The sequence below is a fragment of the Novosphingobium sp. BL-S-21 genome (assembly GCF_055521655.1).
The window spans coordinates 277,613-303,073 of the sequence record NZ_JBVFVP010000003.1 but is presented as its reverse complement, the minus strand read 5'-3'; the positions used below and the strand labels follow the sequence as shown (position 1 = coordinate 303,073).

At 61.4% G+C, this 25,461-nt stretch carries 12 protein-coding genes and 1 pseudogene; 7 read left to right on the top strand and 6 right to left on the bottom strand.

Annotated elements, in window-relative coordinates; all coding sequences use genetic code 11:
* Positions 1–27 precede the first annotated feature (27 nt).
* Positions 28–1,092, bottom strand: a complete 1,065-nt coding sequence (locus ACZ1J6_RS23745) for a phosphotransferase family protein (protein WP_465128757.1) — start codon at positions 1,090–1,092, stop codon at positions 28–30.
* A gap of 137 nt (positions 1,093–1,229) precedes the next feature.
* Between ACZ1J6_RS23745 and ACZ1J6_RS23740 the strand changes: the two genes are divergently transcribed.
* From ACZ1J6_RS23740 to ACZ1J6_RS23730, 3 genes are all read left to right on the top strand, one after another.
* On the top strand, positions 1,230–2,111 hold the full coding sequence (locus ACZ1J6_RS23740; protein ID WP_465128756.1) for a helix-turn-helix domain-containing protein: 882 nt from the start codon (positions 1,230–1,232) through the stop codon (positions 2,109–2,111).
* A gap of 423 nt (positions 2,112–2,534) precedes the next feature.
* A complete protein-coding gene (locus ACZ1J6_RS23735; RefSeq protein WP_465128755.1) occupies positions 2,535–3,482 on the top strand; it encodes an alpha/beta hydrolase in 948 nt (315 codons plus the stop codon).
* Between the two features lie 597 nt (positions 3,483–4,079).
* Positions 4,080–5,069 carry a hypothetical protein gene (locus tag ACZ1J6_RS23730; protein WP_465128754.1) on the top strand — a complete coding sequence of 330 codons (990 nt, stop codon included), beginning with the start codon at positions 4,080–4,082 and terminating at the stop codon, positions 5,067–5,069.
* Between the two features lie 110 nt (positions 5,070–5,179).
* Here ACZ1J6_RS23730 and ACZ1J6_RS23725 read toward each other — a convergent pair whose 3' ends face one another.
* Together ACZ1J6_RS23725 and ACZ1J6_RS23720 are read right to left on the bottom strand one after the other, a co-directional pair.
* Positions 5,180–7,390: a hypothetical protein gene (locus ACZ1J6_RS23725; RefSeq protein WP_465128753.1), complete on the bottom strand. Its 2,211-nt coding sequence runs from the start codon at positions 7,388–7,390 to the stop codon at positions 5,180–5,182.
* A 2-nt stretch (positions 7,391–7,392) separates the two neighbouring features.
* The gene (locus tag ACZ1J6_RS23720) at positions 7,393–8,514 is read right to left on the bottom strand and encodes an ATP-binding protein (RefSeq protein ID WP_465128752.1); all 1,122 of its coding nucleotides are present in this window, start codon (positions 8,512–8,514) and stop codon (positions 7,393–7,395) included.
* A 1,050-nt stretch (positions 8,515–9,564) separates the two neighbouring features.
* On the opposite strand from ACZ1J6_RS23720, the gene ACZ1J6_RS23715 reads away from it, so the two are divergent.
* Positions 9,565–10,044 carry a helix-turn-helix transcriptional regulator gene (locus ACZ1J6_RS23715; RefSeq protein ID WP_465128751.1) on the top strand — a complete coding sequence of 160 codons (480 nt, stop codon included), beginning with the start codon at positions 9,565–9,567 and terminating at the stop codon, positions 10,042–10,044.
* Positions 10,045–10,368: 324 nt separating this feature from the next.
* On the opposite strand, the gene ACZ1J6_RS23710 is transcribed toward ACZ1J6_RS23715, so the two are convergent.
* From ACZ1J6_RS23710 to ACZ1J6_RS23700, 3 genes and pseudogenes are all read right to left on the bottom strand, one after another.
* Positions 10,369–12,993 carry an AAA family ATPase gene (locus tag ACZ1J6_RS23710; protein WP_465128750.1) on the bottom strand — a complete coding sequence of 875 codons (2,625 nt, stop codon included), beginning with the start codon at positions 12,991–12,993 and terminating at the stop codon, positions 10,369–10,371.
* Positions 12,990–14,114: a metallophosphoesterase family protein gene (locus ACZ1J6_RS23705; RefSeq protein WP_465128749.1), complete on the bottom strand. Its 1,125-nt coding sequence runs from the start codon at positions 14,112–14,114 to the stop codon at positions 12,990–12,992. The genes ACZ1J6_RS23710 and ACZ1J6_RS23705 overlap by 4 nt, the downstream gene beginning before the upstream one ends.
* A 2-nt stretch (positions 14,115–14,116) precedes the next feature.
* A pseudogene (locus ACZ1J6_RS23700) lies at positions 14,117–20,122 on the bottom strand (DUF3320 domain-containing protein).
* A gap of 1,004 nt (positions 20,123–21,126) precedes the next feature.
* Here ACZ1J6_RS23700 and ACZ1J6_RS23695 point away from each other — a divergent pair.
* The 3 genes from ACZ1J6_RS23695 to ACZ1J6_RS23685 are packed head-to-tail and all read left to right on the top strand — an operon-like array spanning position 21,127 to position 25,432.
* Positions 21,127–21,660, top strand: a complete 534-nt coding sequence (locus tag ACZ1J6_RS23695; RefSeq protein WP_465128748.1) for a TPR end-of-group domain-containing protein — start codon at positions 21,127–21,129, stop codon at positions 21,658–21,660.
* A gap of 39 nt (positions 21,661–21,699) precedes the next feature.
* On the top strand, positions 21,700–23,346 hold the full coding sequence (locus ACZ1J6_RS23690) for a hypothetical protein (protein ID WP_465128747.1): 1,647 nt from the start codon (positions 21,700–21,702) through the stop codon (positions 23,344–23,346).
* A gap of 4 nt (positions 23,347–23,350) precedes the next feature.
* A complete protein-coding gene (locus ACZ1J6_RS23685; protein ID WP_465128746.1) occupies positions 23,351–25,432 on the top strand; it encodes a hypothetical protein in 2,082 nt (693 codons plus the stop codon).
* The last annotated feature ends 29 nt before the right edge of the window (positions 25,433–25,461 follow it).

Sequence of the window (25,461 nt, the reverse complement as noted above, 5' to 3'; positions counted from 1 at the left end):
AAATGTCGTGATTCTGTCGCGCGGGTTTCAAGCCGCGATGATTTGGCGCGCCTTGGTCATTAGCCAGGTGGCATAGCCGTGGACTGATTCCCCCACATTGGCGGGTACCTTTCCGGCCTTGGAAGCGGCGTATGTACCTTCCAGCAGGCAGGCGAGCTTGTAGCAGGCAAGCGCGAAGAACCACGGCATCTCGCTCATGTTCCGTCCGCTTAAAGCGCCGTAGAGTTCCACCATTTCCCGCCGCGACAGGAAACCGTCCCAAGGCCGCACCATCGGCGCCTTGCCTTCGGGATCGCCCGCTTCCGACCAACTGGACAGGATCCAGCCCAGATCCAGCAGCGGATCCCCCAGCGAAACCAGTTCCCAGTCGAGCACACCGGAAATCTTCGGCACCTTCAGCGAAAACATGACGTTGGGAAACTGCATGTCGCCATGGACCAGGCCGATCCGGCGATCGGTCGGCAGGTTGTCGGCCAGCCAGCGGCTCACGTCGGCGACGTGCGGCAGTTCGCCCGGATCGTAGTCTGGCGTTACGGCATAGCCTTCAAGCTGGGATCGCCAACGCTCGACCTGCCGTTCATGCCACTGGTCGGGCCTGCCTAGATCGGCAAGGCCCGCCCTGACGTGGTCGACCGCCCCCAGTGCCGCCGCCGCCTCGACCAGTTCCTCCCCCATGGCACGCCGCCAGCCGGCATCGGTGGCATATTGGCCCGGCAGCTGGCCCGACTGCGCAAATCCTTCCAGCGGTTCCATCAGGAAGAAGCATGCCCCGATCACCTCCGGATCGGCGCACGTCGCCAGCACGCGCGGATGCGGTACGGTGCTGCCTTCCAGCACCGTCAGCACGCGGGCCTCACGCAGCATGGTCTCATTGCTCTTCGGCTTCAGATGCTTGCCGGGGCGACGCAGGATCAGATCTTCGCCGCCCCGCGTTATCAGGAAGACGCTATTTTGAAGGCCGCCCGCTAACTTGCGGACGGCCGTTACGGGGCCGGTTCCCGGCACATCCTGCGTCGCCATCCATTCGTTGAAGCGTGGCCAATTGATCTGGCCGCCAAAGTCGTCGAGCGTTTCGGCTATCTGCTGCGGCATGGCACCCTCCAGTGTTCTGTCTTGCCGCCACTCTGGGGATCACGATGCCCCTCCGCAATCGGGTCATGCATCCCGATCTGGACGGGAGGCGGATATTTAGCCAAATTGCGACGCGGTATTAGGCGGAATTTGAGAGCATGGACCAAGCGGCCGAGAAAAAAGGACGATCAAGGGCGGGGGCCGACCTCAGCTTTTCCTCGGCCGAAGTCACCATTGTCCGCGGAAGCCTGTCGAGCGGTGGCGCGGCAACGCTGGCAAGCGATCATGCGCTGCTCGACCTCTGCATTACCCCGCGCCCCACCAATGCGCGGGGGGCATTCGCGCCGGACGGATTTGAGAGGCACCGTTTCGAAAGGTTGGGCGATATCGTCTTCGTGCCGCCCGGTCATCCGCTGCGGTTGCGATGGGACGGGGCGGAATCGCAGCATTCGATCCGCTGCGAACTCCGTGGACGGCTGGCACAAAACCGTTTCGGGGAGCGCATGGAATGGACCGGCCCCCGCCTAACCGCCGCGCTGGACATCGCCAGTCATACCGTGCGCCTCCTCCTGCGCCGCCTTGCCGAAGAAGCGCGCGCGCCGCGTCGGGATTCCAAACTGCTGGTCGGCTCAATCGCCACCCAACTGACCATCGAGCTATGCCGTTATTTCGAAGAGATCGCCGAAGAAACCGCGCAGGGCGGCCTTGCCCCCTGGCGCCTTCGCGTGATCGACGAGCGGCTCGAGCGCGATGCCACGCCGCCTTCGCTGGAGGAACTCGCCGCGCTATGCAGTGTCTCGGTCCGCCAGCTTACACGCGGATTTCTGGGCAGCCGAGGCTGCACCGTGGGCCAATATGTCCATCACCACCGGCTGGAAATGGTGAAGCGTCTGCTCGCCACGCAGGAAAGCATCAAGCAAGTGGCCGATGCAGTTGGCTTCGCCTCAACCTCCAGCCTTGCCCACGCCTTTCGCCGCGCCACTGGCCTCACGCCGCGCCAGTATCAGCAAAGAATCTGGCGTTCGAAAGAACACGTCTAAAACATTCGCGAACGTAGCGGCGTGCGTCACAAAGTTCGGCGATCACAGAGCCGAAGAGTTGCCAGCATGGTCGACGATTCATTGACAATCTGTACGAAATCAGCGGATTAAAAACAAAAGCTGACGGTCACCCCCGCGGATATAGATATTCAAACTTCAATGCCGCGAAAAGGTCGTTGCTGAGCGCGCTCGGCACCCTTCTTAACCCAATCATTCTAATTCCGCTGAACACTCTTGATGGCGACAAAAATGCCAATCCGGATTGGGAAGAGCCAAAAGCGATGCGGCGAAACGCCTTTCCTCAGGGTTGGCATGACCGAGACAGTGATCTGATCGACTGCTAATGCTCTGCCACGGCTATATATTCTGACAGCTAAGAGCTGGCGGGATCTAAGTTCGAAATCGTTTAGCCGGGGGGCAGCATTGTTGAAGCAATTCCTTTTCATCGGCCTTTGCGCCACCGTGCTCACCGCCTGCACCGATGCGTCTACGGGACAGGCGCAGGCAAAAGAGACGCCCGGCGTTGCGGTACAACGAGGGGGCGGGCTGCCCTACGAGGTTACCGAGAGCGAGGTGTGGGACGTACCCGATCCTGCATCGCAACGGAGCTATCAGGTCTTCGTGGCCCTGCCGCCGTCCTATCACACGCAGTCTGAGCGTCGATATCCGGTAATCTATGCGACGGACGCCGATTATGCGTTTCCACTGCTCAAGCAGATCGGGCGCCGTCTCAATGTCGAGGGGCCGACCGTCGAAGAGTTCATCCTCGTCGGGCTCTCCTATGCAAAGGGAGAAGGCGGAATGGAGAGCCGCCGCCGCGATTACACGCCGACGGAAAACGGCCCTGCGGGATCGCCGAAGGGGACGGTACACGGTCTAGCGAAGGCCTATCAAACCTATGTCCGAGACCAAGTCCTGCCTTTCGTAGCTCAGCGCTACCGGACGGACGAGAAGCGGCGGATTTTCCTGGGGCATTCATATGGCTCACTGCTCGGCATGCAGATCCTGCTGAGCGAACCTGGCCTGTTTGATGGCTACGTTCTAGGAAGTCCCTCGTTCTGGTATGACCAACATTATATGATGAATCAGGCACGTGCCTATACGGCCAGCCATGGCGACTTGCCCGCACGAGTCTACATGTACATCGGCGAATACGAAGAGACGCGCCCAGGCGATGCGCGCTTTTCCAAATCCGTGAATATGGTGACCGATACCAAGGAAATGGATCAGATTCTTCGATCCCGCAAGTATCCCTCCCTGCATTTGAAGACGGAAGTTCTCAATGACGAAGATCACGTCAGCGTCGCGCCGCGGGGCTTCACCCACGGGCTGAAGTACCTGCTTCCAGTCACTGTCGCGCACCGCCAATAGGAAAGCGGCCAGTTGGCTACTGGGAAGAAGAGTTTTAACCCCGAGCGTCTGGAATGGGTCAGCTGCAGAAGCGACGCTGCGTCACGCATACGAGTCTTGAGTTCGCTATGCCCGCAATGGTGGTGCACCGCCGGTTCGTGGTCGGATTGATTGGAAGATTGCCTTAACTACCGCGAGCGGCAGGTTCGGGATTTAGCCGACGTCGCCGGATTGGTCCGGGAATGACTGAACTTGGTCGCGACCTGCCAGTATCGCCCTGCCCTGCCCCAGAAATCGCCGACATAGCGGTCGTAGACCACGTCATCACAGTTCATTGATAGCTGCCCTCCGTTCACCGAGTTGTGGATGAACCTGAATGGCTTGGCGTGGGACATTCGCGACTTTCGGCTTCGAGACGGGACATCTAGGTAAGCCGCCTCTCACGAACACGTTCGAGGGCATTTTGCAATGGTCCTTGGAAGGGTTGATGGGATCGCGCCACCGCCTATTGCGCCGGCTCACCTTCCCTAATCGACAAGGTGGTGACAAATCGTGCAACATTCGCCTTAGGATAATAGGCACTTGCCCATAACCGATACCTTGAGAGGTCCCCGCGCCGTGTCAGTCAGCCTGAAGACTCAAAAAATGCTATGGGGCCGTGCAGCGGCGCGCTGCGCATTTCCTGAATGCCGACGCGCGTTAGTAGAAGATGCCACAGAGACTGATGACTCCACCCTCGTCGGCGAGAACTGTCATATCTTTGCTGAGAAGGATGATGGTCCTCGCGGTGACTCGGCAATGCCCGTCGACGATCGAAATCGGTATGGAAATTTGATCTTGCTATGCAACGTTCACCACAAGATCATCGACGATCAGGTGAATACTTGGACCATCGAGCGGCTGAGGCGCCTCAAGCAGGATCACGAGGATTGGGTCAAGGTATCCCTCGGATTAGACCGGATAAAGTTACACGACGACACGATCTATGCCGACTATGTCGATCAATGGGCGCGACTGGCGCATCTCGAAATCTGGACCGCCTGGAGCAGCTTCATTCTGGGCAGTGGCCAGCCTCGGATTCGGGCAGAGGTGGACGGAGACCTCGAAAGCTTAAGGCAATGGCTGCTCGGACGCATCTGGCCTGGCCGTTACCCCGGCTTAGAGAATGCCTTCCAAAACTTCCAACATGTGCTTCAGGATTTTCACGAAACGCTGCGCGAACATCTCGACCGCACTGGCCGGAGCGATATGCTGTTCACCAAGAAATTCTATCAGATCGAGGATTGGGACCCGCCGCGCTATGCCAAGCTCAGCCGCGAGTATGAATTTCATGTCGATCTCGTCAATGACCTTATGTTGGAATTGACGCGAGCATCGAATCTTGTCTGCGACCTTGTCCGCCGCGACCTCTCGCATGCGTATCGCCTCAATGAAGGGCATCTGATCGTTCAACGCGGGCCCGACATGAACTTCCTCTTCACCGAATTCGTTGCGCGCTACAGCCACGAGGAAGCCGAGCAAGATAGGCCTTATCCGGGGCTAGACGCCTTTTACGACACGCGCGGCGCACGGGACTGGACAATTGGAAGCGGGAAGCCATCGGAATGACCGCGTTCAACAATAGATTGTTGCACTCAACCACGGCACATCAACGTCGTTGGAGCGACTACAATATCAGGCCCATATCTTCGTTCTAACGCCTCCGTAATAAGGGAACCTCAACCTTCTGCAATTTTCCTGCAATGCCTGACTAAATGCCTGAGAATTGGAGGCATTCCAGACGTATCGCCTTCGGGCAGCGCGCGAAGGACATCAAGTGGCTTCATCCTGATCCGCTCGGTTGCAAGAGCAATCAGAAATTCCATTGCCGCTTCGCCACGAGGCGCATGCCATTCTTCCACGATGGTTTTTAGGAGGCGCGCCATAGTGTTGCTAGAACTCGCATCTGCCGAATAATCGAGTTCATGAGGCCGGGCCGCTCGCAGCAGCGAAGATTGAATGACACCGTCATTATAGCGCCCAAACATGCCCGGCGCGACCACGGAATGATGAAACGCGTTGTTGACTAGCTTCGCCTTCGGGCCATTCCTCATATTTTCTAAAACGCTTGCGATTGTCACCAACACATCGCCCTGGCTGGCTCTGTCTGGCTCATAATCTTTTTTCCAGAATGCAAATGTTCTACGAAGTCGAAGCGAATTTCCGGTTGGACTATTCCAATAGAATCCTTCGACTTCGCCGCTGGCAAGCGCGTCGATCTGTGAAAGGCGTTCCTCAACGGCTTCTACGATGTTCTGACAAACCTCCGCTTCCGCGTTCAACGGATCGATCAGGGCTTCTAGATAATGGCGTTCCGCCTCCCAGGCCGACATTGGGCTGGCAAGTGGGAGCACCAGCGGTTCGATGACTTCGTAATGATGTTTATGGTTGGTACTACTGTGGATGAGGTCGCTCTTCAGCGTTTTAGCCGCAGGCAGATGGCTGTGCTTGGAAAAACCGATCAAGTAAATTCGTGGCAGATCACCCGCCGGATCGCGCAGATCTCGGCTGATTGATTGAAGAAGGCTTCCCGACGAGATGCAGCCCGTCGTGATCACCACCGCCCCTTCGACAGAACCCTCCTCAAGCTGAGCGACTGCCTTGCGATCGCACATCTCTGTCCCAGCGAGATTCGGCAATGCGCTCACTGCGGCATCTGCAAGGAGTTTGCTGGCGAGGTCCACCTCGTGCACAACCAGCGCCGTCGATGCCGGCATGTGCCGGCGACATGCCTCTATAAACTTTTGCATGAAGGCTGATGCCTGCAAGCGCTCTACGTTTACGTGATAGGCATTAACAGCTTGGCCGCCTGCCGTGATCTGCATTCCCAAAGCTTGATGGCCATAATAGGTCTCCATGAAATCGGCTAATCCGTCCGGCGCATCTTTTGCGACGATCTGGACAGGTTGGTGACGAATATCGTCCGCAAGGAATTGGTCACCGACAAAATGAACTGCCTGGGAACCGCGTCGGCACAGCGGGCAATCCTTTTCTCGGTGTTCATCCAACGTCTCGCCATTCAATATTGCTGGCTCGATGCTGAGATCACTAAGTATCTGCAATCCCTTTTGGTCCCTCGCCAGCGAGTAGAGGGTCACGACTTGACTTTCAGGAATGCGAGCCGTCCGGATGAGCTCCGTGGCAAGATTGCCGCTCGTCGAGGCGGACACCAGTGCGAGGGTCTTGGATGGCAAAGCGAAGGAATATTCGCCTTTCATACCCGCCCAGGAGAGAAAGCTGTCTATCGTAGGCGCTGGGTAAGAATCGTCGAACGCCCGCTTGAGCTGCACGAGCGCGTAGGCAATCGGCGAAATGGAGGAAGTGTCGACGCAGATGTAAGAAAAGTGATCCTTCAGATGACGCAGTAACCCGATGGCAACGAAGGAAACCTCCGGACCATAGGCCATGAGATTTGCAACGCGAATGAAAGCTTGCGAATGTTTGCCTGAAGGATGGACGAAATGAGCTGACCCATGAGGCCTGATTAAACCGTTTCGACGTAGAAAAACTTCCGTGAGACCAATGCGAAGCACGTCGTCGAAATTTTGGCCGTTAAAGCGGATATCCGGCCCAGACAAAATTTTACTCTGGGAGCTGAACCCGCCTTCGGCATCGAAGCATGCAAGATAAAGGGTCGTGTCGGAAATCGAAATCCGCCACTCGGTCTCGTTCTCTAGCAGTCTCCTGATTTGCTTCTCGATCGTCGTCGCCGCGTTTTCGCGAACAATTAGGATGATAGCGTCAGGCCGTAGGTTTTCGCCCACGTAGTTCGTCAAATCGTCCCAGAAGTCAGTTGCCGGAAATTCTTCATGACTGCAGGAAACGGCTAACCAATGAGCTGGCTGGTGACTGCTCGCGCGATCGGTGCGGAATGAGAAAAGGCGCCCCATGATCAGTAGCCGATGGGCACAAGGAGTGTCAAAAGCGCACCGCTCACCGGCGCATGACGCTCATCGCTCTCGAACAGAGCATTATCCAAAAGGAAGTCGGCCTTGGTTAGCTTCGTCGTAGTACTATCGCTAAAATCCTTGAACAGCGATAACCTGCCGGTCCTCAGGCGCAGAAAACCTTGATGCGCCTTCAATCGCTGCAGGATTCTGGCTAGCCCGAGCCCGCCACCGGGCCGCTCGCGGGTCGAGACGTTCTGTAGGAAACACTCCATAACGGCCTTACGCTCGAGCTCAGCTGGAATTCCGCCTGACGACCCAAATTGGGCCCGCAGTCGTGCCCCGTATCCGGGACCGGAGTCAAAGATGGAGATTTCGACGAACTGCTTGTGCACCGCCTGCCGGCGTGCATCCTGCATGGTCTTCAGATAAGCTCCTAACGGCGCGAAATTTCCTGATATCTCCTCCAAGCTCTGATCATCGAGACTGTGACGAGCACAATGAACGGCGCGAACCGAACGGCGATAAGGCCGACCTTGTGCGTCAACGCGAGCGTGATCGTGCGTGTTGGAAAAAAGCTCTCGGAGTATCACCCCGAGAGCTTCACCGTCAGTATCTGTTAGGTCGGCGCGACGCGCCTGGCCAAGGGTCAAATCAAGGATGGCGTTGGCAAGAACAATGAAATCCGCCTCGCCCCGGATGCGACCCCCGCCGTTAGGAGACAGATTGTAGAACGGCTTAAGAGCGCGCTTGGTCGTATGGTCAGCGCAAAGTAGAGTAACCACGGGACCCGTCGCTGAGCCTTGCAAGTCTCCTTCGTCCATCACCTCGATTCGCCTGCGGGCATATTCATACGCTTGGGGGCGAAGAGTTTCGGACGTATGTCTCGTCAGCACGTCGCTGGCCATTAGCACGCCAACAAGTCCAGGCAAAGTGTTCACCAAGTTCTCGATCGTTTGCCCGTCTTGATTGCTTTGAGCATGGGTGACCAGACGCCCGCGATCAACGGTACGAGACCAGGTAACCAGGAACTGCGCAAGGGCGGCGCCACCTCCGCAATGCAGGTAACGGAGATTGTTAGGGAGGAGCACTTCACGCGCAGATACAGGGTCGCGAAAAAGCTTCATGAGGAGCTCCTCACTGTGCCCTATTGTTGCCGTTGTCTCTACTTTGAGCATCTCACCCACTCTGCCCCGTCTCGGTAACGTTAGCCCCTATCAAGGGAGCATTTAAAACGTTCAACCAAAATCTGCCCGAACCGCATTCCAAATGCCAAGCTTCCCCTGCCGACATAAGAGGCGATGAAAAAACGATAAGGAAACGTCCATCTCAGTTTCTCGCGGTGACCATAAGAATCCTGCTTGAACTGATCAACGTAAGACATTCCGCTGCGGCAGACCTCTAAGCGGCACGGAGTGCACAGCCTAAACGAACGGCGGCTTGTCGAAACCTCAGCATGCAACGTGTCGTTCCCGGCTTTTCGGCCCTTCCTGGAATTGGGCGATGGAGGTGCGAACCGGAAAATATGTCCACTACCGCGACGACGAAAAGCCATCACAAGCGGTGAGGATAAGGTCGATATGCAATTTAAAAGCATCTCGTGGTTACTGCGGAGATTCAAATTCGATCTAAGGCCGGTCAGTCTGTGACGCTGAGCGCCAACATCAAAAATCCTGACATCGGCAGTCAAACTGAATAGGCACGGGGGCATGCCACACGAGCATTCTGCCCCCGCGCGGATTATTAAATGCGCTGGCAGTGAGAGCAGAGCGGTAAGCCGCCCGTTCCAGGCCGCCGGTTGTAGTTTTCGATGTTGTTACCTTCAGTGCACTTGGTTTCGTTGTGGTGCACTCGCGTCCCCGGCTTGGCCGAGTGATAGGCTGCAGTCTTCATAAATGCTCCGTACGTTCTGGCGTCGGACGCTTGACGAACTGCTCACGCAGGAAGATACTTCCCGCGCCGTAGAAGGCAGATCCACCACGTCCGACTAGGGCTGGTGCGGACGGGGTAGGCTGATGTGGTGTTAGCCGACCCCGTCCTGTCACTTTCGAACATTGCGCCTGCCGAGGCGCGCATCAAGGCTCAATGCCGCTTATCCACAGGCCGGATGTACATTTATCCACAGGCCCTGCTGTGAAACTCTTTGGAAAGATAACTAGGTTCTCATTGTGATGAAGATGGGCAATGTCGAACTTCGCGAGCACAGGCGCGCACTTGGTCTGACGCAACAGGGCTTGGCAGAACGAATCGGATTAACTCGAGAAATGATCGGGTTAATGGAACGTGGAGTGAAAGCCATCAGCCCGCGCACGGCTGCGGCAGTGATGGCTGCACACCCAAAAGCGCTAGAGCGAAGGCCTACGCAGTATGCACCTCTGCTGATCAAGCTGGAGCATGCACTGTTAGAAGCGCGGATAGCTTACACGATCGACTATGAGTTGGGAGGAGAGGCAGTGGTCCTCCGCCTCGATGAGCTTGCAATCGCTTTATACGTTGCCGTAGCCCGCTCGGATGCTCCAGATAAGGTCACAGGTGACATCGACACGATATCGATCTGTGGGAAGGCCGCACTTAATGCGTTTATCACTATGCTCCAGTATGGCGGCGTCCACGCCCGACTCAGTGCTCAGCAGGACCCCTATGCAGATGCCACATGAACATCTGCGTGGCGCACCAATCATTGTTCCCTATAGGATCGCCCAAGCATCCCGACCGAAAAAGCTGACGGGCAGCACTTTGGACCCAAAAATCGGCGACTGAACGGCGACAAAGGGTCGTTTTGCCGCGCGCTAAACGGCGTGTTGTCTGACAGGGCATTCGTTCCCAGACCGGTCCGGCAAGACGGGTTTCAAGAGAAAGGACGCCTTCACGAACAGTGTAGAAGTCCTCGGAACAAGCAATTCTGGGCAATTGCGTTTAGTATTAAGTGTTGGATAGCAAGCCTACCAGAGTGATATATCGCTTCATATGCCCTTGGCAGATCACGGTTGCCAGTCCGTCATCTGTAGCACGTTGCCGCCGAGACTCTGAAACGCGCGCTGGCGGCAGGAGAAGACGATGATTTGCTGATCCCGCGCTTGCCGGTGCAACGCGTCGAACATGCGCTCGATCCGATCATCGTCCGAATAGACGAGTGCGTCGTCGAGGATTACCGGTGCGGGCCGCCCGTCCCGCGAGAGCAGGCGCGCGAAGGCGAGGCGTGTAAGGACCGACAATTGCTCGCGCATGCCGCCGCTGAGGCGGTCGACATCTTCCTGCAGCCCCGCGCGTACGATCGTCTGCGGCAGCAGCGTCTTGTCATCGAAGGTGACCGTGACATCGTCGAAGAGCAGGCCGAGTAGTGGCCGCAACTCGTTCATCACTGGCTTGAGATAGAGGTCACGCGCACCAGAACGCGCTGCCTCCAACGCCTGTGTCAATCGGGTCAGCACGGCGACTTCCCGCTCGAACGCCAAAACACGCGCCTCGGCCGCCGACAAGGCATCGGCGGTCTCATGCCATGCCTCCTCCACAGCATCGTCGGATCGTGCAGTGATGCGAGCGTTAAGCCCGGCGATGGTTTCACGCAGCTGCTGGATCTCGGTTCCAGCCGCCAGCTCGACGGAGCGGACCCGGCGCAACGTCGCATCCGCCGCATCCAGATCGAGCGCTTCGGCGCTGCGCGCATCGAAATCCCGCTGGGCATTCGCCAGCGCTGTGTCGCGTTGGGCGAGACGCTGTGCCAGACCCTGCCCTTTCGCCTCCCGCTCGTCGATAGGGCCGAGGATCGCGACGACCTGCTCTTCGCGTGTCTGCAGCCGCGCGAGTTCGGTCTCCGCCTTGATGAAGGCTTCTTCGGCTTGGGCTCGGGCGGGTTCGGCCCCGCGCACCGCCTGCGCGGCATCGCGCCGACGCTGCTCTGCTGCGTCACGTGCGGCGCGGGTCTCGTCAGGATCGGCCTTGAGCTCGATGGGAGAAGTATCCACGCCGGCCAGCGCGGCCACCGTCTCGCGCAACGCATCCAGCCCGTCGGGCGCGATGACCTTGAGCTGCGCCTTGGCTTCATTGGCCTGAGCCGCAATCGAGCGGGCGAGAACCTGCTGGGCGCGCGCAGCCGCGAGGTCGGCGACCCCCATCGAAGCGAGCAAGGTCCCGCGTTGTGTCTCGGCGGCGGCAAGGCGGCCGTCATCATCGGCGGCGGTATTAGAGCGCAGCGTGATCGTACCGATGCCCGGCGCGACCAGTTGAGCATGATCGTTATAACCGCGCTCCTCACCGTCGCCGAGCGCCGCGCCGCCCATCGTTACCCGTCCCGCGGCGGAGCCATCATAGGCGACCGTCACGGTTGGGCGTGCGGCATCTTGCACTGCGCGGATGCGGGCGATCTCTACATCCAGATCGGCAAGCTCATCCACGGCACCGTCGGGCAGCCGGACCCCGGCGAGTTGCGCATCGCATGTTTCGATCGTGCCGCGTATCACTTCGGCACTCTTCAACTGCTCCTCCCACTCTGCACGTCGCTCAGCCGCCTCACGCGCTTTCAGCGCCGCATCCAGCAGGACCAGCAATTCGCGTGCCGCATTCTCGTCCGCCTCGGCCGTTTCGATCTCGGCCTGCGCCTGGGAGATCGCCTCACCCGCCGAGCGCCGGCGCTCGACCGCCTCGTCGCGGCGGCGATGGGCTTCACGGCTGTCCTCCGCCACCTGCTGCGCTTCGGCCAGCGCTTCGTCGAACTGCTGGTGGTTGCGCAAGGCGGTATCGTGCTGTTCGCGCGCCAGACCGAGCTCCGCCTGCGCCGCCTTCAGCCGCTCGGTCTGGGCGCGAGCGGCATCGAAGGCGATCTCGGCAGCGTCCACCGCCTGCTTGCGGGCGTCACGAGCATCGGGGCTCTCCAGCTCGGCAAGCCGACGCTGGACCGCGCCTCGCCGATCGAGTTCGTCGCGCAAGGTAGCCACCTCACCCGCCAACCGCTGTTCTTCCAAGACCAGCCGGTCGCGAGCATCAATCGCGGCGGCATAACGGCCACCAGCCTTTGGCCGACCAGTGGCAGTGACGAGTTGCCCGGCAGCCTCCCCGGCAGCGGCCATGATCTCGGCCATGCGCCGGCCACCGGTCATCGCTTCCACTTCGCCCTGCACCGATTCGAGCAGGCTGGTGCGGACCTGGCGGTCGCTCTCTTCCTCAGTCCGACTGCGCGGCTCGATACCGGTGAGACCCTGGCGGACCCACAGCAGCCCCGCCGGCCCACCGACGCCACCATGGATCAGCTTCGCGATGAAATTCTCCGCCTCGTCGGTCTGCGCGATTAGGCGGCCGGTCACGAGATCGACGACCTTGGCGAACCTTCCAGCGTAATACTGCTTGGTGATCCGGTAGCGGGCATCGCCCACGCTGATGTCCGCCTCGATCAGCGGATTGCCGCCGCTATAGGGCCGCAAGGCGCGTACGCCGCCAGCCGTGCTGGAGTGCGGCTGGAAGAACAGCCCGTGCAATGCCTCGAAGCTGGTCGATTTGCCGAATTCGTTTGCGGCGCACAGCACGTTGACGCCATCGCCGATCCCTTCGATCGCGACACCGCGCCCGGCGAACCGCTTGACGTTGTGGAAACGGAGCGCTGCGACCTTCATTGCGACACCTGTTCGGCATAGCCATAGAGCCGCGCCAGCGCAGCGATGGCGATCGCCCTGTCAGCAGAAGACCGGCCGGCATCCTCGCTCTCGGCCAGCAGAGTGTCGGCCGCATCTCGCAGAGCCCCGGCGCGATCGATCCGGTCGAGATCACCGACGTCGCATTCGGTTGCCAGTCCGGTCTCGTCCAGATCGAGCCAGGCGAAATCGGGGGCGGCGCGCTCGATCGCAGCTGCCAGCACAGTGCGCGCGGCAAGACCGGTGCGGCCGCTGGCAACCACCCGGGCCAGCGTCTGCCGGCGATCCCGCAGATCGGGCAGCAGCGCATCCAGCGCCCCACCGGGATCGTCGTCTGCCAGCAGATGAAGGTCGAGCGTGCGCCAGGCGAAGCTCCCGGTGGGAACCGGCGTCACTACTGGCACCGCGCGGACTTCGGCAATATCGACCAGCAGCGCCGTGCCAAATCGATCGTGCTTGAAGCGATCCTGCTCGGGCGAGCCACTATAGTGGGTACGGGGATCGACCTTGATCGCACCGTGCCAGTCACCCAGCGCGAGATAGTCCAGCCCGGCGCGGCGAGCCCGATCCGGGGCGATCACCTCGGCGCTGACGGCATCTTCGGAAAAGCTCTGGATCGCGCCATGGGCGATGCCGATGCGGATCGCGCCTTCGGCGGTGGCGGCACCGTCCATCCATTCGCTGAGATCGCGGCCCGGCCGTCTCGTCGTGCAGGGAGCCGGCAGGAGGAGAGCGCCGCCCGTCAACTCCATCGGCTCCGCCCGTGTCGCCAGCACGACATTGTGCGGCGCCTCGCGGGCCAACAGCGTCCACAATTCGGTCGCCTGCAGGGAATCGTGATTGCCCGGCAGGATTACCCAGCGGATCGACGCGTGATGCGCCATCTCCGTTAGCGCCTGTCGCCGAACATCGGCAGCGGGCGTTTCGGTGTCGAATGTGTCGCCCGCTAGCAGGATTGTGTCCGCGCCGTTCAGCCGCGCCTGTTCTGCCAGCTTGCCGAGCACCGCGTGGCGAGCCTCGCGCAGGCGACCGGGCAGGTCGCCGGAGAAGTTCCCGAAACGCTTGCCGAGATGCAAGTCGCTTGAATGGATGAAACGCACCATATTCACTCCACCTCACGCACGGCAGGATCGATCGGCGCAGCCATGCCCTCTCCACGCCCGCGTGCGATCGCTTCGTCGAGGCGCGCGCGCGATCCGGCAGCCAGCCGCTCGACCCCAAGCATGCGCGCCAGTTCGCGCGCAGGATCCGGCTCTTCGAGCAGGTCCGGATTGTCACGGACGACAGCCGAAAGCTCCGCAAGGGGAATATCCGGGATCGCCCGGCGCGCTTCATCGCCGTGGGGCGGGCGATAGGGATGGAAGTCGATGATGGCGCCGGTCTTCCAGATGAATTCGCCGCTCGATTCCTCCGTCCGGTCATAGTCGCGCAGGTGCATGTCGATCCGATCGCGAATCTTGCCTCCGGTGCGCAGCCAGCCATGTGCGCGGGCGACGCGCTGGCATAATATGTCTGTACGCAGCGGGCTCTCGGCTTCGATCACGGCGGCGATCATGGCGCGCAGCGAATCCCGATACGCGAAATGGTGAAACTGTTCCGGGTCAGTTGCAAAGCCTGTCAGATCGGTGACGCGATAACGGCCAACCAGATCGTCCGACACCTGCGAGGATGGGGCTGGAACTTGCGCTGGATCGGTGATCCTCACCGGTACGACCGGGGCGGAGATCTCCGCGGATACCAGCTCGATCTCGATCGGCGCCGGCGCGGGGGCCACTTCCTCGGTATGTGCTGCCGCCTCGTCGTCGCGAATTTCCTCGATGCCCTCTACCTCATGTCCCATGTCCCAGTGCGCGGTGACGCTGCTGTCCGGTTCCGCCGCGCGGCTTGTCTCCAGAAGCGTTTCCAGCGCCAGGTGCAGACGATCCGCGCAACCGGCAGAATCGTACCACCAGTCGGTCGACCAGACGCGAAGCATGTTCCACCCGAGACCCGTCAGCACCTGCTCGCGCACTTTGTCGCGATCACGCGCGGTCGCCGCGCTGTGATAGGACGCGCCATCGCATTCGACGCCGGCGAGATAGGCTCCCGGCAGATCCGGATGCCGAACACCCAGGTCGATGCGGAAGCCCGAGATGCCGACCTGCGGCACGATCTGCCATCCCCGTTGTTCGAGCTGCGCAGCCACCGCCTCCTCGAAAGGAGACTCAAAGCCGCTGACCGAGCCGATGGTCTGGGCGGGTAACGCGATCGCGCCACGCTCCGCATAGTCGAGAAAGGTCTTTAGGTGGTGCACCGCCAGTGCCTTGGTCCGCGTCGGATCGATCTGGTCGGAGGTGAAGCCCGAGAAGACGATCAGTTCCTGTCGCGCGCGGGTGACGGCGACATTCAGCCGCCGCTCGCCGCCGTCGCGATTGAGCGCGCCGAAGTCCATCGTCAGCTTGCCCGCCGCATCCTTCCAGAAAGTGATCGAGAACAGGATCACGTCACGCTCGTCACCCTGCACATTCTCCAGATTCTTGACGATAGTTGCCTCGACCCGCTCATCGGCAAAGAACCATTCGAGCGCAGGTTCGTCACGCCGTGCGACGTCCAGCAGATCGAGGATAAGCGACTGCTGCTGTGCATTGAAGGTGATGATGCCCAGCGTCGGCCGGCTCTTTTCGGGAAGCTCCAGCCACTCGCGCATGCGCGCTACCGCCTCGTCCGCGACGCCCTGTGCCTCGATCCGGTTGGTCCGGCTCTTGCCGCGATCATAGATGCCGTTCGGCACCTTGCGCAGGCGCACCGCCCGATCATCCACTTGCGGTGACGGGAAAGTGACGAGCCGGTTCTGATAATAGTGATTGTTGGAGAAGGCGATCAGCGACTCGCTGCGGCTGCGATAATGCCAGCGCAGGTCGCGGACCGGGATGCCCGACGCCTTCGCCTCGTCGAGGATGCTCTCCATATCCAGCTCATGGTCGGCGACATCCTCGTCATCGTCGTTGCTGCCGAAGAAGTTGGTCGGCGGCAACTGCTTGGGATCGCCGACGATGATCGTCTGGCGCCCGCGCGCAATCGCACCCACCGCATCCCAGGTCGTGATCTGCGAGGCCTCGTCGAAGATCACGACATCGAACAGGGCCTGGTTGGGCGGCAGATACTGTGCGATCGACAGCGGTGACATCAGCATACAGGGCGCGAGCTTGGTGAACGTCTCTGGCATCTTGCCGATCATGTCGCGGATCGACTGGCTCGGGCGCTGCAGTTCCATTTGGTAGCGCAGCAGACCAAGTTCGGAATTGCGCGGCACGCTCTGCACCGGAGGCAGGTTGTGCGCCAGCGCGCCGATCACGCGACCAGTGGCATGGGTGCGGACCAGATCGTCGATCTCGCGGAATTCGGCGATCGCATTCTCGTGCTGGAAGCGCCGGAAATCGCGCAGCACCGGATCGCTGTCCAGCACCATAGGCAGCCACCAGCGGGCATAACCCAGTCGGAACGCCTTGCGCGCACCATCGGCGGGCACGATCCCAGCCTCGATCTGCTCGACCAGCGCGCCGAGCCCTGAGGCGATCGCCCGGTTGCGGACACGGCACCATGCCGACCAGTCGCGCAACAGGTGGCGCGCTTCCAGAAGCGCCGTCAGCGCTGCCGAAAGGGTGCCCAGCGCGTCCGGTGCGTTTTCGAGCGTGACATTGCGTCCTGCCGCTTTCGCGAAGCGACTCCGCGCGTCGTCGAAGCCCTGTCGTGCCGCCAGCAGCTTGGTTCCGGCTTGCCGTAGGCGATCGCTGTGGTCAGGTTCGTGCACTGCCTCGGCGATCCGTCGGGTGGCAGTCTCCACTGCGCCTGCATCGCGCCCCTCAAAACGTAGCGCCGCGCGCAGTCTTTTAGCATGCGCGAGAATGTCGGCGATGGCGGGCAGATTGGTGTCGAGGCCGGCGAACGGAAGCGGCCGACCGGCCAATGGGTTCTGGTCGATCGCCGCCAGATGCTCCTTCATCCTGCGAAGCTGGGGCAGATCACTTTCCGGGTCCGCCGTGCCCTCGCTGGCATAGGTCTGCAGCAGACGCGACACCTTGCGCTTACCGACTGCCGAAAGCGGCCAGATGGATGCGTTCGCCTCGCGCCATTGGCGATCGAGTGTATCGGTTTCGATAGCCCGCACACTATCCGGCGAGAATGGCGCGGCGAGTTGGCTTTCTGCATCCCGATACGTGCCGATCGCGGCGGTCAATGCGGCCAGATCGCCGGCCGATCGCGCGAAGTCGGGATCAAACGCGATCGAGATGTCGCGATCGCGCCCTGCCTCCATCGCCTCGGCCAGGCCGGCGAACGTCGTAATCTCGGCGCTCACCGGCTGATCGCCGGCACCAAGTCCGATCGCACCGCGCAAAGCGTCGAGAGCGCCATTGAGCAGATCCGCGGCATTGCGCAGCGACTGGGCGGCGGCGATCAACTCGTCCTGCCGTGCCGTGCCTGGCTCTTCGACATCGACCAGATCCAGCGCGGGCCGGCGTTCGACCGATGCGAAGACCAGACCCAGTTCGCCCGCCAGTTCTTCAAGAGCCGCCAATGCCTGCGTGTCGTGCACCTGCCCATGCGGCCAGGCAAACTCCGGAGCCGGGGCATCCGCCTCGCGCAGCGCGACGCCCAGCGCGAGATAGGGCGTCCAGCCGCTGGGAAACTGCTTGTGCAACGCCTCCACATAAGCGTTGAGGGTATCACGGCGCAGCTTTAGCCGCTCGTTGACCGCGATCCATTCCGCAGGATCGACATGTCCGCCATGTTCCCACGCCGCCTTGAGCTGCGCCAGGAAATGGCGCCGGTCGGCCTTGCTGGAGTGGAGTTCGATACACTGATCGCCAAGCCCATGTTCGCGCAAGCGGCGATAGACGACGTCAAGCGCGGCCGTCTTTTCCGCCACGAACAGCACCGTCTTCCCGACGCCTAGGCAATTGGCGATCATGTTCGCGATGGTCTGGCTCTTGCCTGTGCCCGGCGGTCCCACGATCACGAAATCGCGTCCCGCCGCCGCCGCCAGGCTGGCCGCGGTCTGCGAGGAATCGGATGGCAGCAGGCTGATGATGTCCGCCGGCGCGTAGACGCGATCGAGGTCACGCTCGTCACGGATCACCGGCTGGCTGTCATCCGCGCCGAACGGCTTGTCCGGCGTATCGATCAGATGGCGGACGACCCGGTTCTCACGCAATGCCTCGGTGCGCTCGACCAGATCTTTCCACATCAGGAACTTGGCGAAGCTGAACGTCGACAGAGCTGTGTCGTCGACAACTTCCATGCCGGGGACGTCACGCACTGCCTGCCGCATCATCGCCAGCACGCGCGGCACATCGACACCGCTTTCATCGAGCGGCAGATCGCCACCGAATTGGGGCAGCTTGAGGTCGAAATCGCGTTCCAGAAACTGAAGGAGCGTCGCATTGAAGCGTGGCTCATCTTCATGGAAGCGCAGGCGGAATGGGGCGCTCGCGCTGCGCCGTTCCAACTTGACGGGGACCAGCAGCAGGGGCGCGCGATAGCTGCGCTCGTCCTCTGGCTTTTTCTTCCAGCGCAAGAAGCCTACCGCCAGGAAGAGGGTGTTGGCGCCGCCCTCGGCGAAATCGTTCCGAACCTGCCGATGGAGGTCGATCAGGCGCGCTTCAAGCTGGGGCGCATCCAGCGGCGACGGCAACTCGTCTCTTCGCAGGGCTTCGGCAGCAAAGCCGCGTTGCAGATCACGGCCATGCACCTTCCGAAACAGGGCCACGTCGCGCTCACCCAAAGGGTTCTGCTGGGGCAAGGACACGATCTGGATGGCGGCACCGTCCGCCAGCCTGTCCTCAAGATAAGCGACATCGGTGCATAGGAACGGGATCGTCTTCTTCGATTCCGGGAAGTTCAGCAGCCTGTTGCGGAGCGTCAGGTCGAGCAGCTTCTTCTGCCAACGATCGATGCGGCCAGCGGCGGTCTTCGGCTTCTGTTCCACCTGCATGTCCGGCATTTCGTTGAACGAAGGAGCCGTGGGCAACGACAATGCCGCGACCGACGCGACTTTCTCATGGTCCGCCGCATCATGCCGCGATGCGTCATGGGAGGCGAGCGGAGTAATGCCGCCACTGCGCGCGCGTCGCACATCGATGGCCGCGACGAAACCATGTGACTCTTCCTCGCTCATGCGATGGTCCAGAGCACGCTGCGCCACGTCTAGCGCCATAGCCGGGCGATGGGTGACGCCGGTCGTTTCGAACACGATCAGTTCGCGCGAGGTCAAGGCCTTGCGAACCTCCATCTGGTCGGTCTCGATCGTGTTGCCGAAGGTCCGCTTCGTCAGCCAGACACCCACCGCCGCATGGCCGTGAAACATCAGGATCACGGGATGAAGGCCAGCCGCCTCCAGTGCCGCGGCGATCAGTAGGGTCGTATCCAAACAGGTACCGAGCCGTTCCTCCGCGATCGTGGCGGGCCGTCGCACCTTCTGCCCGCGATCCTCGAAGCTGGCCGGCGGTTCGGCATAATGGATCGCCATCGCGGCAACGGCGGAATAGATCGCTGCCGCGAGCATGTAACTGCGCTGGGGATCGCCCGACTGATAGCCGTCCAGCCCGCCGGGATGCCCATGCTCGGCCAGCCGATCGGCTGCGCTGCGAAGGATCCGGGCGACGGCGGGGTCATTCGGCATCACAAAGGCAGGCAGCAGTTGCGCCATATCTGAGACGCCGCCCCATTCGTCACGGGCAAGCAGGCGGACCGCAAAGCGTTGCTCTTCTAGCACCGCATCGCCGGCCGACAGCCGCAGAGTGATCTCTCCGCGCTCGGCTTCGTTCAGTCCAGCAAGATAGGCAGCGTCTAGGTCAACCTTGCGATCGGCGAGCGGAAGGCTATCGCCCGGCACAAGCCGATCGATTGTCCAGGTTTTGGCACGCAGAAACGCGGGGTTTGAAATGAGGTCGACACGGATCTTCTCGAGATGTCGTCCATCGGCATTGTCTATCTGGATGGATCGGATGACGGGTACCGCGTTCTGTTATGAAGCATAGGTGAAGCTACCTGCAATGTCGGCGGCGATTGTCGGGTCGTTCACACTCGCGGTGGGATTAGCTACAGTGAAATCTTGATCTTCAGAATCGTGCATAAAGCCCCCCGTCCAGAGAGCAGGCTAACCAAGCGCGATCACAAAAAAAAGATAAAACAGCAGTCTATAGGAGCAGGCTGAATCGAGCTGTGCAGACTACAGGTCAATTCCATAAGTCCGCCCATGCCGGTTTCCGGTAAAACACGACTGTTAGCGCGCCGGGAACGAATAACTGTTTTTTTGGGGATTAGCGCTCGTTCACCCAACGGCCATAATCCAGAATAAAGAGCATTGCTCACAGGCCGCTCCGCGGAATCGATCGGTAGCTTCCGATAAGATAGGACGTTCATCGAAGCTGATCTGAACGATCGGACGCGATCACGACCTGCCGCAACCGGACGTCCGCGGCTAGGGACCTCGAAATAGGGTTAAACGGCAAAGATGGGGTCGCTATACTGAGCACGAGACACGTTGGGTTGTGACATTTGCGACAGGGCACTCTCAATGCGATCCGAGGATAGCAGACGATTGTAGGGGCACGTGATCAAGGCTGTGCCGCCGCGAAGGCAATCGAGTTGCGCCAAGCGATGTTTTTCCGCTCAGGTTCATATGCGAACTCGAGACCACCTCTCCTAACAACATATTTAATTGTTGTTTGTTTAATACTTGCCCCTTATCCGTCCCCGTTGAAACGGGGGGTTTCATGAAATTTTTAAGCGCTTTTGCGCGTCGCGATGCTCATTGCCGGATGCTCTTCTTCAAACGAAGAATCTGTGCCGGCACAGATTCTATAGAGACAATCTGAGCCTGACGGTTTGGATCGAAGGTCGGGGCCGGGCCGGTATGAGCGTCACGAACTTGGGCATTTACGTGCGCTCGACCAGAGACAAGGCCCGCTGGGCGTCCGAAGACGGTCCGGTTTTAACATGTGACTACTGATTATGTCTTATCGCAGACCGTAGAAAATACGGATCGAGCTTGAACCGAGCATCTGGGATGAACAATTTTTTCGCAAGCGGGCAGCCCGTATTTGCGGGTTCTGCATTATAAGGGGGTCATTAAAGATGGAATCCGCTCGTCTAGCGGTGCTCGCGCTGTGTCTGGGTGTCGCGCTACCGCTCGGAGGTTGTGACAAGATCGCGCCCGCTGGAAACGAGGTGCAGCAGAATGCACCTACGGGGCTGGCCGGCGTACGCGCCGCCATCGTCGCACGGAATTTCGGTGAGGCGGTGGAGCTTGCCGCCGCCGAAGTGAAGGCGCATCCGAACGATCCATCGAGCTTCTTCGAGCAGGCCCGGGCCGAGGCGCTGGCCGGCAACGAGGGCCGAGCCCTGGAGTTCCTGGACCGGGCGATCACCCTGGGGCTTCCCGATGCGGCACGAGCGCTCGATGACCCCGCTTTCGAGCAGATCAGCAGTTCCGAACGGTTCGCCCGCCTCGTGGACCGCGCCAGTCCGTCCACGGCGGACAGTGGCGGCACCACCATCACAGCGGGCAGGCGGCGGGACAACCCGAATGACGGCGTGGTTCTCGACGAAAAGCCGGGCGGCGGCACGCATATCCAGGCCGGCGACGTCGTTCTCGACACCGACTTCTGACGCTTCTTTCTTCTTTTCACTGACAGGATTGTTTCCGCGATGAGCGAACGTGCTTCCCTGCGCGCGTGGTTGTGCGCGTCCACCTTCTTCGTTGCCCCGCTGGTCGCGGCCGCCCCTGCCCTCGCCGATACCGTTCAGGGCAATGGCCGGGCCACGATCACCAAGGACACCGAGTCCGTGCGTAACATGGCGGTGCTCGAGGCGAAGCGCGACATCGTGCGCTCGATGCTGATCACCACGTTGGGCAACGACCGCGTACGGGAGGCCACGCCCGATATCGTCGATCGCATGGCCGGTCAGGTGCGCGACGATATGATTTCTGCGCAGACCTCGGAGCGCGTGGGCAAGGACTTCCTCGTTCACCTCACCGCAGACATCGACCAGACTTGGTTCCGCACGATGTTGTCCGATTTCGGCCTGGACAGCGCGTCGCAGCGTGCCGACGGCAACCGCCAACTGATCCTCGTCTACCTCGATCGCGACGATGGCACGGCCACAGATCTTTCCGCACCCGCCGAAGTGAATGTCGAATATGATCGCAGAACCGGCGCCTCGTTCTCCGACACATCCAGTGTCACCGCCTCGTCCAAGGAAGCCGGCGGGTCCAGCTACCGCAGCGCTTCGGCATCGAGCAGTGCGGCATCGGGCGCACAGCGTTCCACGGCATCGGGGGCCTACAAGAACCGCAGTGCGGCAAGCTACGGTGCGTCCGACCGGAGCGGATCGGTAGCCGGTTCTGCGCGGGGATCGAGCGCGGGTGCCTATTCAGGATCTTCGGCCAGCGGATATTCTAATCGTTCGGCCAGCGCATCGGCAACGAAGGCTTCGAGCGCCTATGCCGCATCGTCATCCTTCGCCGATCGTACCAACGTCCAGGCCGAAGTGCATGACGACGTGCGCTATCGCGCCCACGTCGTCTACCAGACCCCGCCCAAGAGCGTGGACGGGGATTCAATCCGCAACGGGCTGAGCGGCGAGCTTATCAAGTACGACGTGAAGGTCGCGGAAGCGTGGCCAGCGCTGTCCTCCTACTATCCTGGCGGTGTGCCGCGTTATGGCGATCTCAAAGCGGATCCCAGCTACAACGGCTTCCTGAGCAGCCTGAAAGCGAGCAACACGCCGTTCTTCCTGGGCGGGACGTTCGCGGTCTCGCAGGAAGGGCGAGACCCCGCCAGCGGGCAATCCCGCTGTTCGGGCAGCTTCAACGGGAGCGCCTTCGCGAGCAGCGACGGATCGACGCTCGCCGCGATCCAGGCGGCGAACGTGACGCTTGGGTCAAGCCCCGAGAACTGCGCGGCCGTGCTCACCGGCAAGATGGCGCAGATCGCGGCAGCCCAGATCGGTCCGCAGATCCAGAAGCACTGGCGCCAACAGGCCCGCGCGAGCGTTGGCCAGGACAGTCGGCAGGAGGCGGACTACACCCTGGTTTTGCGCGCGGCAAAGCTTGACATGGGCTTGCAGGCCGATCTGCTGGACGCGATCTCCGCCACGCCTGGGGCACAGATGCAGGCCTTCGTCTCTTCTGGCGCGACCGAACTGCGGCTGACGGTGCGCTACGCGGGTGCCATGCCGCTGCAGTTCGCATTGTTCCAGCAACTGCGCGCAAAGCCCGCATTCTCTGCCTTACAGTCGACAGTGGATGGCCGCGCGATCACCCTGTGTCTCGCGGTCTGCGGTGGGGCATGAGCCGATGAAGATCGTGTTCCGAACAACTGCGGCGGCTGCGGCCCTTGCGTCCGCCTACGCGCCGGGGGCTCTGGCGCAGGGCACTGAAGCGACCGACGCCGCAGCCCCGTGGCTCTGGGCGGCACCTGCGCTCTATGGTTTCGAAGGCGGAGTCTGCCGGGACAATACCGGGGTGACGGATGCGGCGACCAGCGGATCGGCGATGGTCGACCCGCTGTTCTGCCCGCAGCTTGGCATCGATCTGCGTGCTGCCTTTGGAGCCGCATTCGCTCAGGCGGTAGGACAGGCTTTCCGCAATGTGGAGCCGAGCTTCGGTGCACATCTCCCCGCCGGCGCGACACCAGTGGCCAGGCTGCGCGGTACGCTTGCCGTATCGCTGCGCCTGACCCGCGCAGCGTTGCATACCGTGGCTAAGCCCGGCGGCGCGGTCGATGCCTATGCTCCGATCACGCTGACATTGGATATTACCAACCCGGCGAACGGCGAAGTTGTCTTCACCCGCACCCGCAGCGATGTGGCCGAAGGCGTGCAGGCTGCCGGCACCGTCGAAACGGACGTGGCGCGCCAGTTCCAGGCGCACCTCTCGAACGCGATGCAGAAGCTGGTGGCGGAGTCCGCCGCAGCCTTCCGCCCTTATGCGCAGACGGCCAAGGTCGTGGGATCGGTGACGCTTGCGAAAGGCGAAACCGGCTATGTCGTGGACAAAGGCCGCAACGCCGGTTTGCGCGCGGGCGATGGCATCAATGGTGACGGCAAGGTCATCTATGCCGGGCCCGATTACGCTGTCGTCGAAGCGCAGCTGAGCGAGTACCGCAACGGACAGGTGCTCTCGCGCATGGCGACCGCACCGGTCGAGACGCTGGCACGTCCCAGTGTCCTGACGGTCGTGGACGGCGCACCGCAGGGCTATTCGTCGCAATGGCTGGGGCAGATCCTCGAGGATGCGCTGGGGAGCGGCAGCGCGCTCGCGCCGGTGCCGGTCAACGCGGCGTTTTCCGGCCTGCGCACGATGGCGCTGGGCGGCGCGGGCGCCAATCTCGATCCCGACGCGCGAAGCCTGCCGGACTATGTGGCGAGCGTGCGCACGGTTCTGCTCGATTCGTTCACCCGACCGAGCGAAATCCCGGGCGTCGTCGTTGATCGTCACGAAGCATTCGCCTTCGTCACGCTTGTTGACGCCTCGGGCCGGGCGATCGGGACCTGGCAGGGCCACAACGTGATCGAGGATAAGGTGAGCCTTGGCATCCGCCTTTCCGCTGCGCAGCGGCATGACGCCGTACTGCGCAACGCCTTGGAGGATGCAGCCAAGGCGATGGCAGGCTTCCGTCCGCAGCCGCGCTTCGTGCCGCTAAAGGGCAAGGGCGGCGCGCTGGTCATGGCAGACACCGGAGGGATGGCAGGCCTCGGCCAGACCCTGCCGGTGTTGCGCCCGTCGTCCGGGAACTTTGCCGGCGTGGCAGGCAAGGTCATGGTCGCGGTCGGCGAAGTCACCACACGCGAGGTGGTCTCCGGTGGTCTCGCCGTCGCCGATGCCGGCGTCGTTCCGCTTGCGCTTCGCGGCGGTGAAGTGGTGGCGCTGGAAGCCTCGGGCGTCCCCGCAACGACCCGCCAGAGTGTCGGGCAGTGTCGTGGCTCGGGCGGGTTGCCAGCACTGGATGATCGCGGGCAGGTGCCGATGCCAGCTTATGCCCTGGCTGCCCCTGGCCTGTTGGCCGGTAACATGGCGGCGCCGGTCCGACTGACCAGCCTGCCTGCGCTGCTGCGGGACTATGCACCGAGCTTCGCCGATTGGAACCGTTTCGAGGCGGCCAGGGAAGCCACGGCGGAAAGCTGCTTCGTTCCGGTTCTTGCCGTTGTTCCGGCGGCGACGGGCTACAACGTGACCGTGGGCTACACACTGCATCGCGGCACCTCCGCCTCGGACGCCAAGATCGGCACCAGCGGGCTTGCCATGACGCTTACGCCCACCCGCATGCCCGCGGGCTCTGAAGCGGCGGCACAGGCCGCCATGCTCGAATCCGACCTCGTCGCGCAGGTGCTCCCGGTGGCCGCCAAAGCTGCCGCCGCACTCAAGCCGGCATCCTGAAAACATCAAATTTATCAAGGAGTGCAACT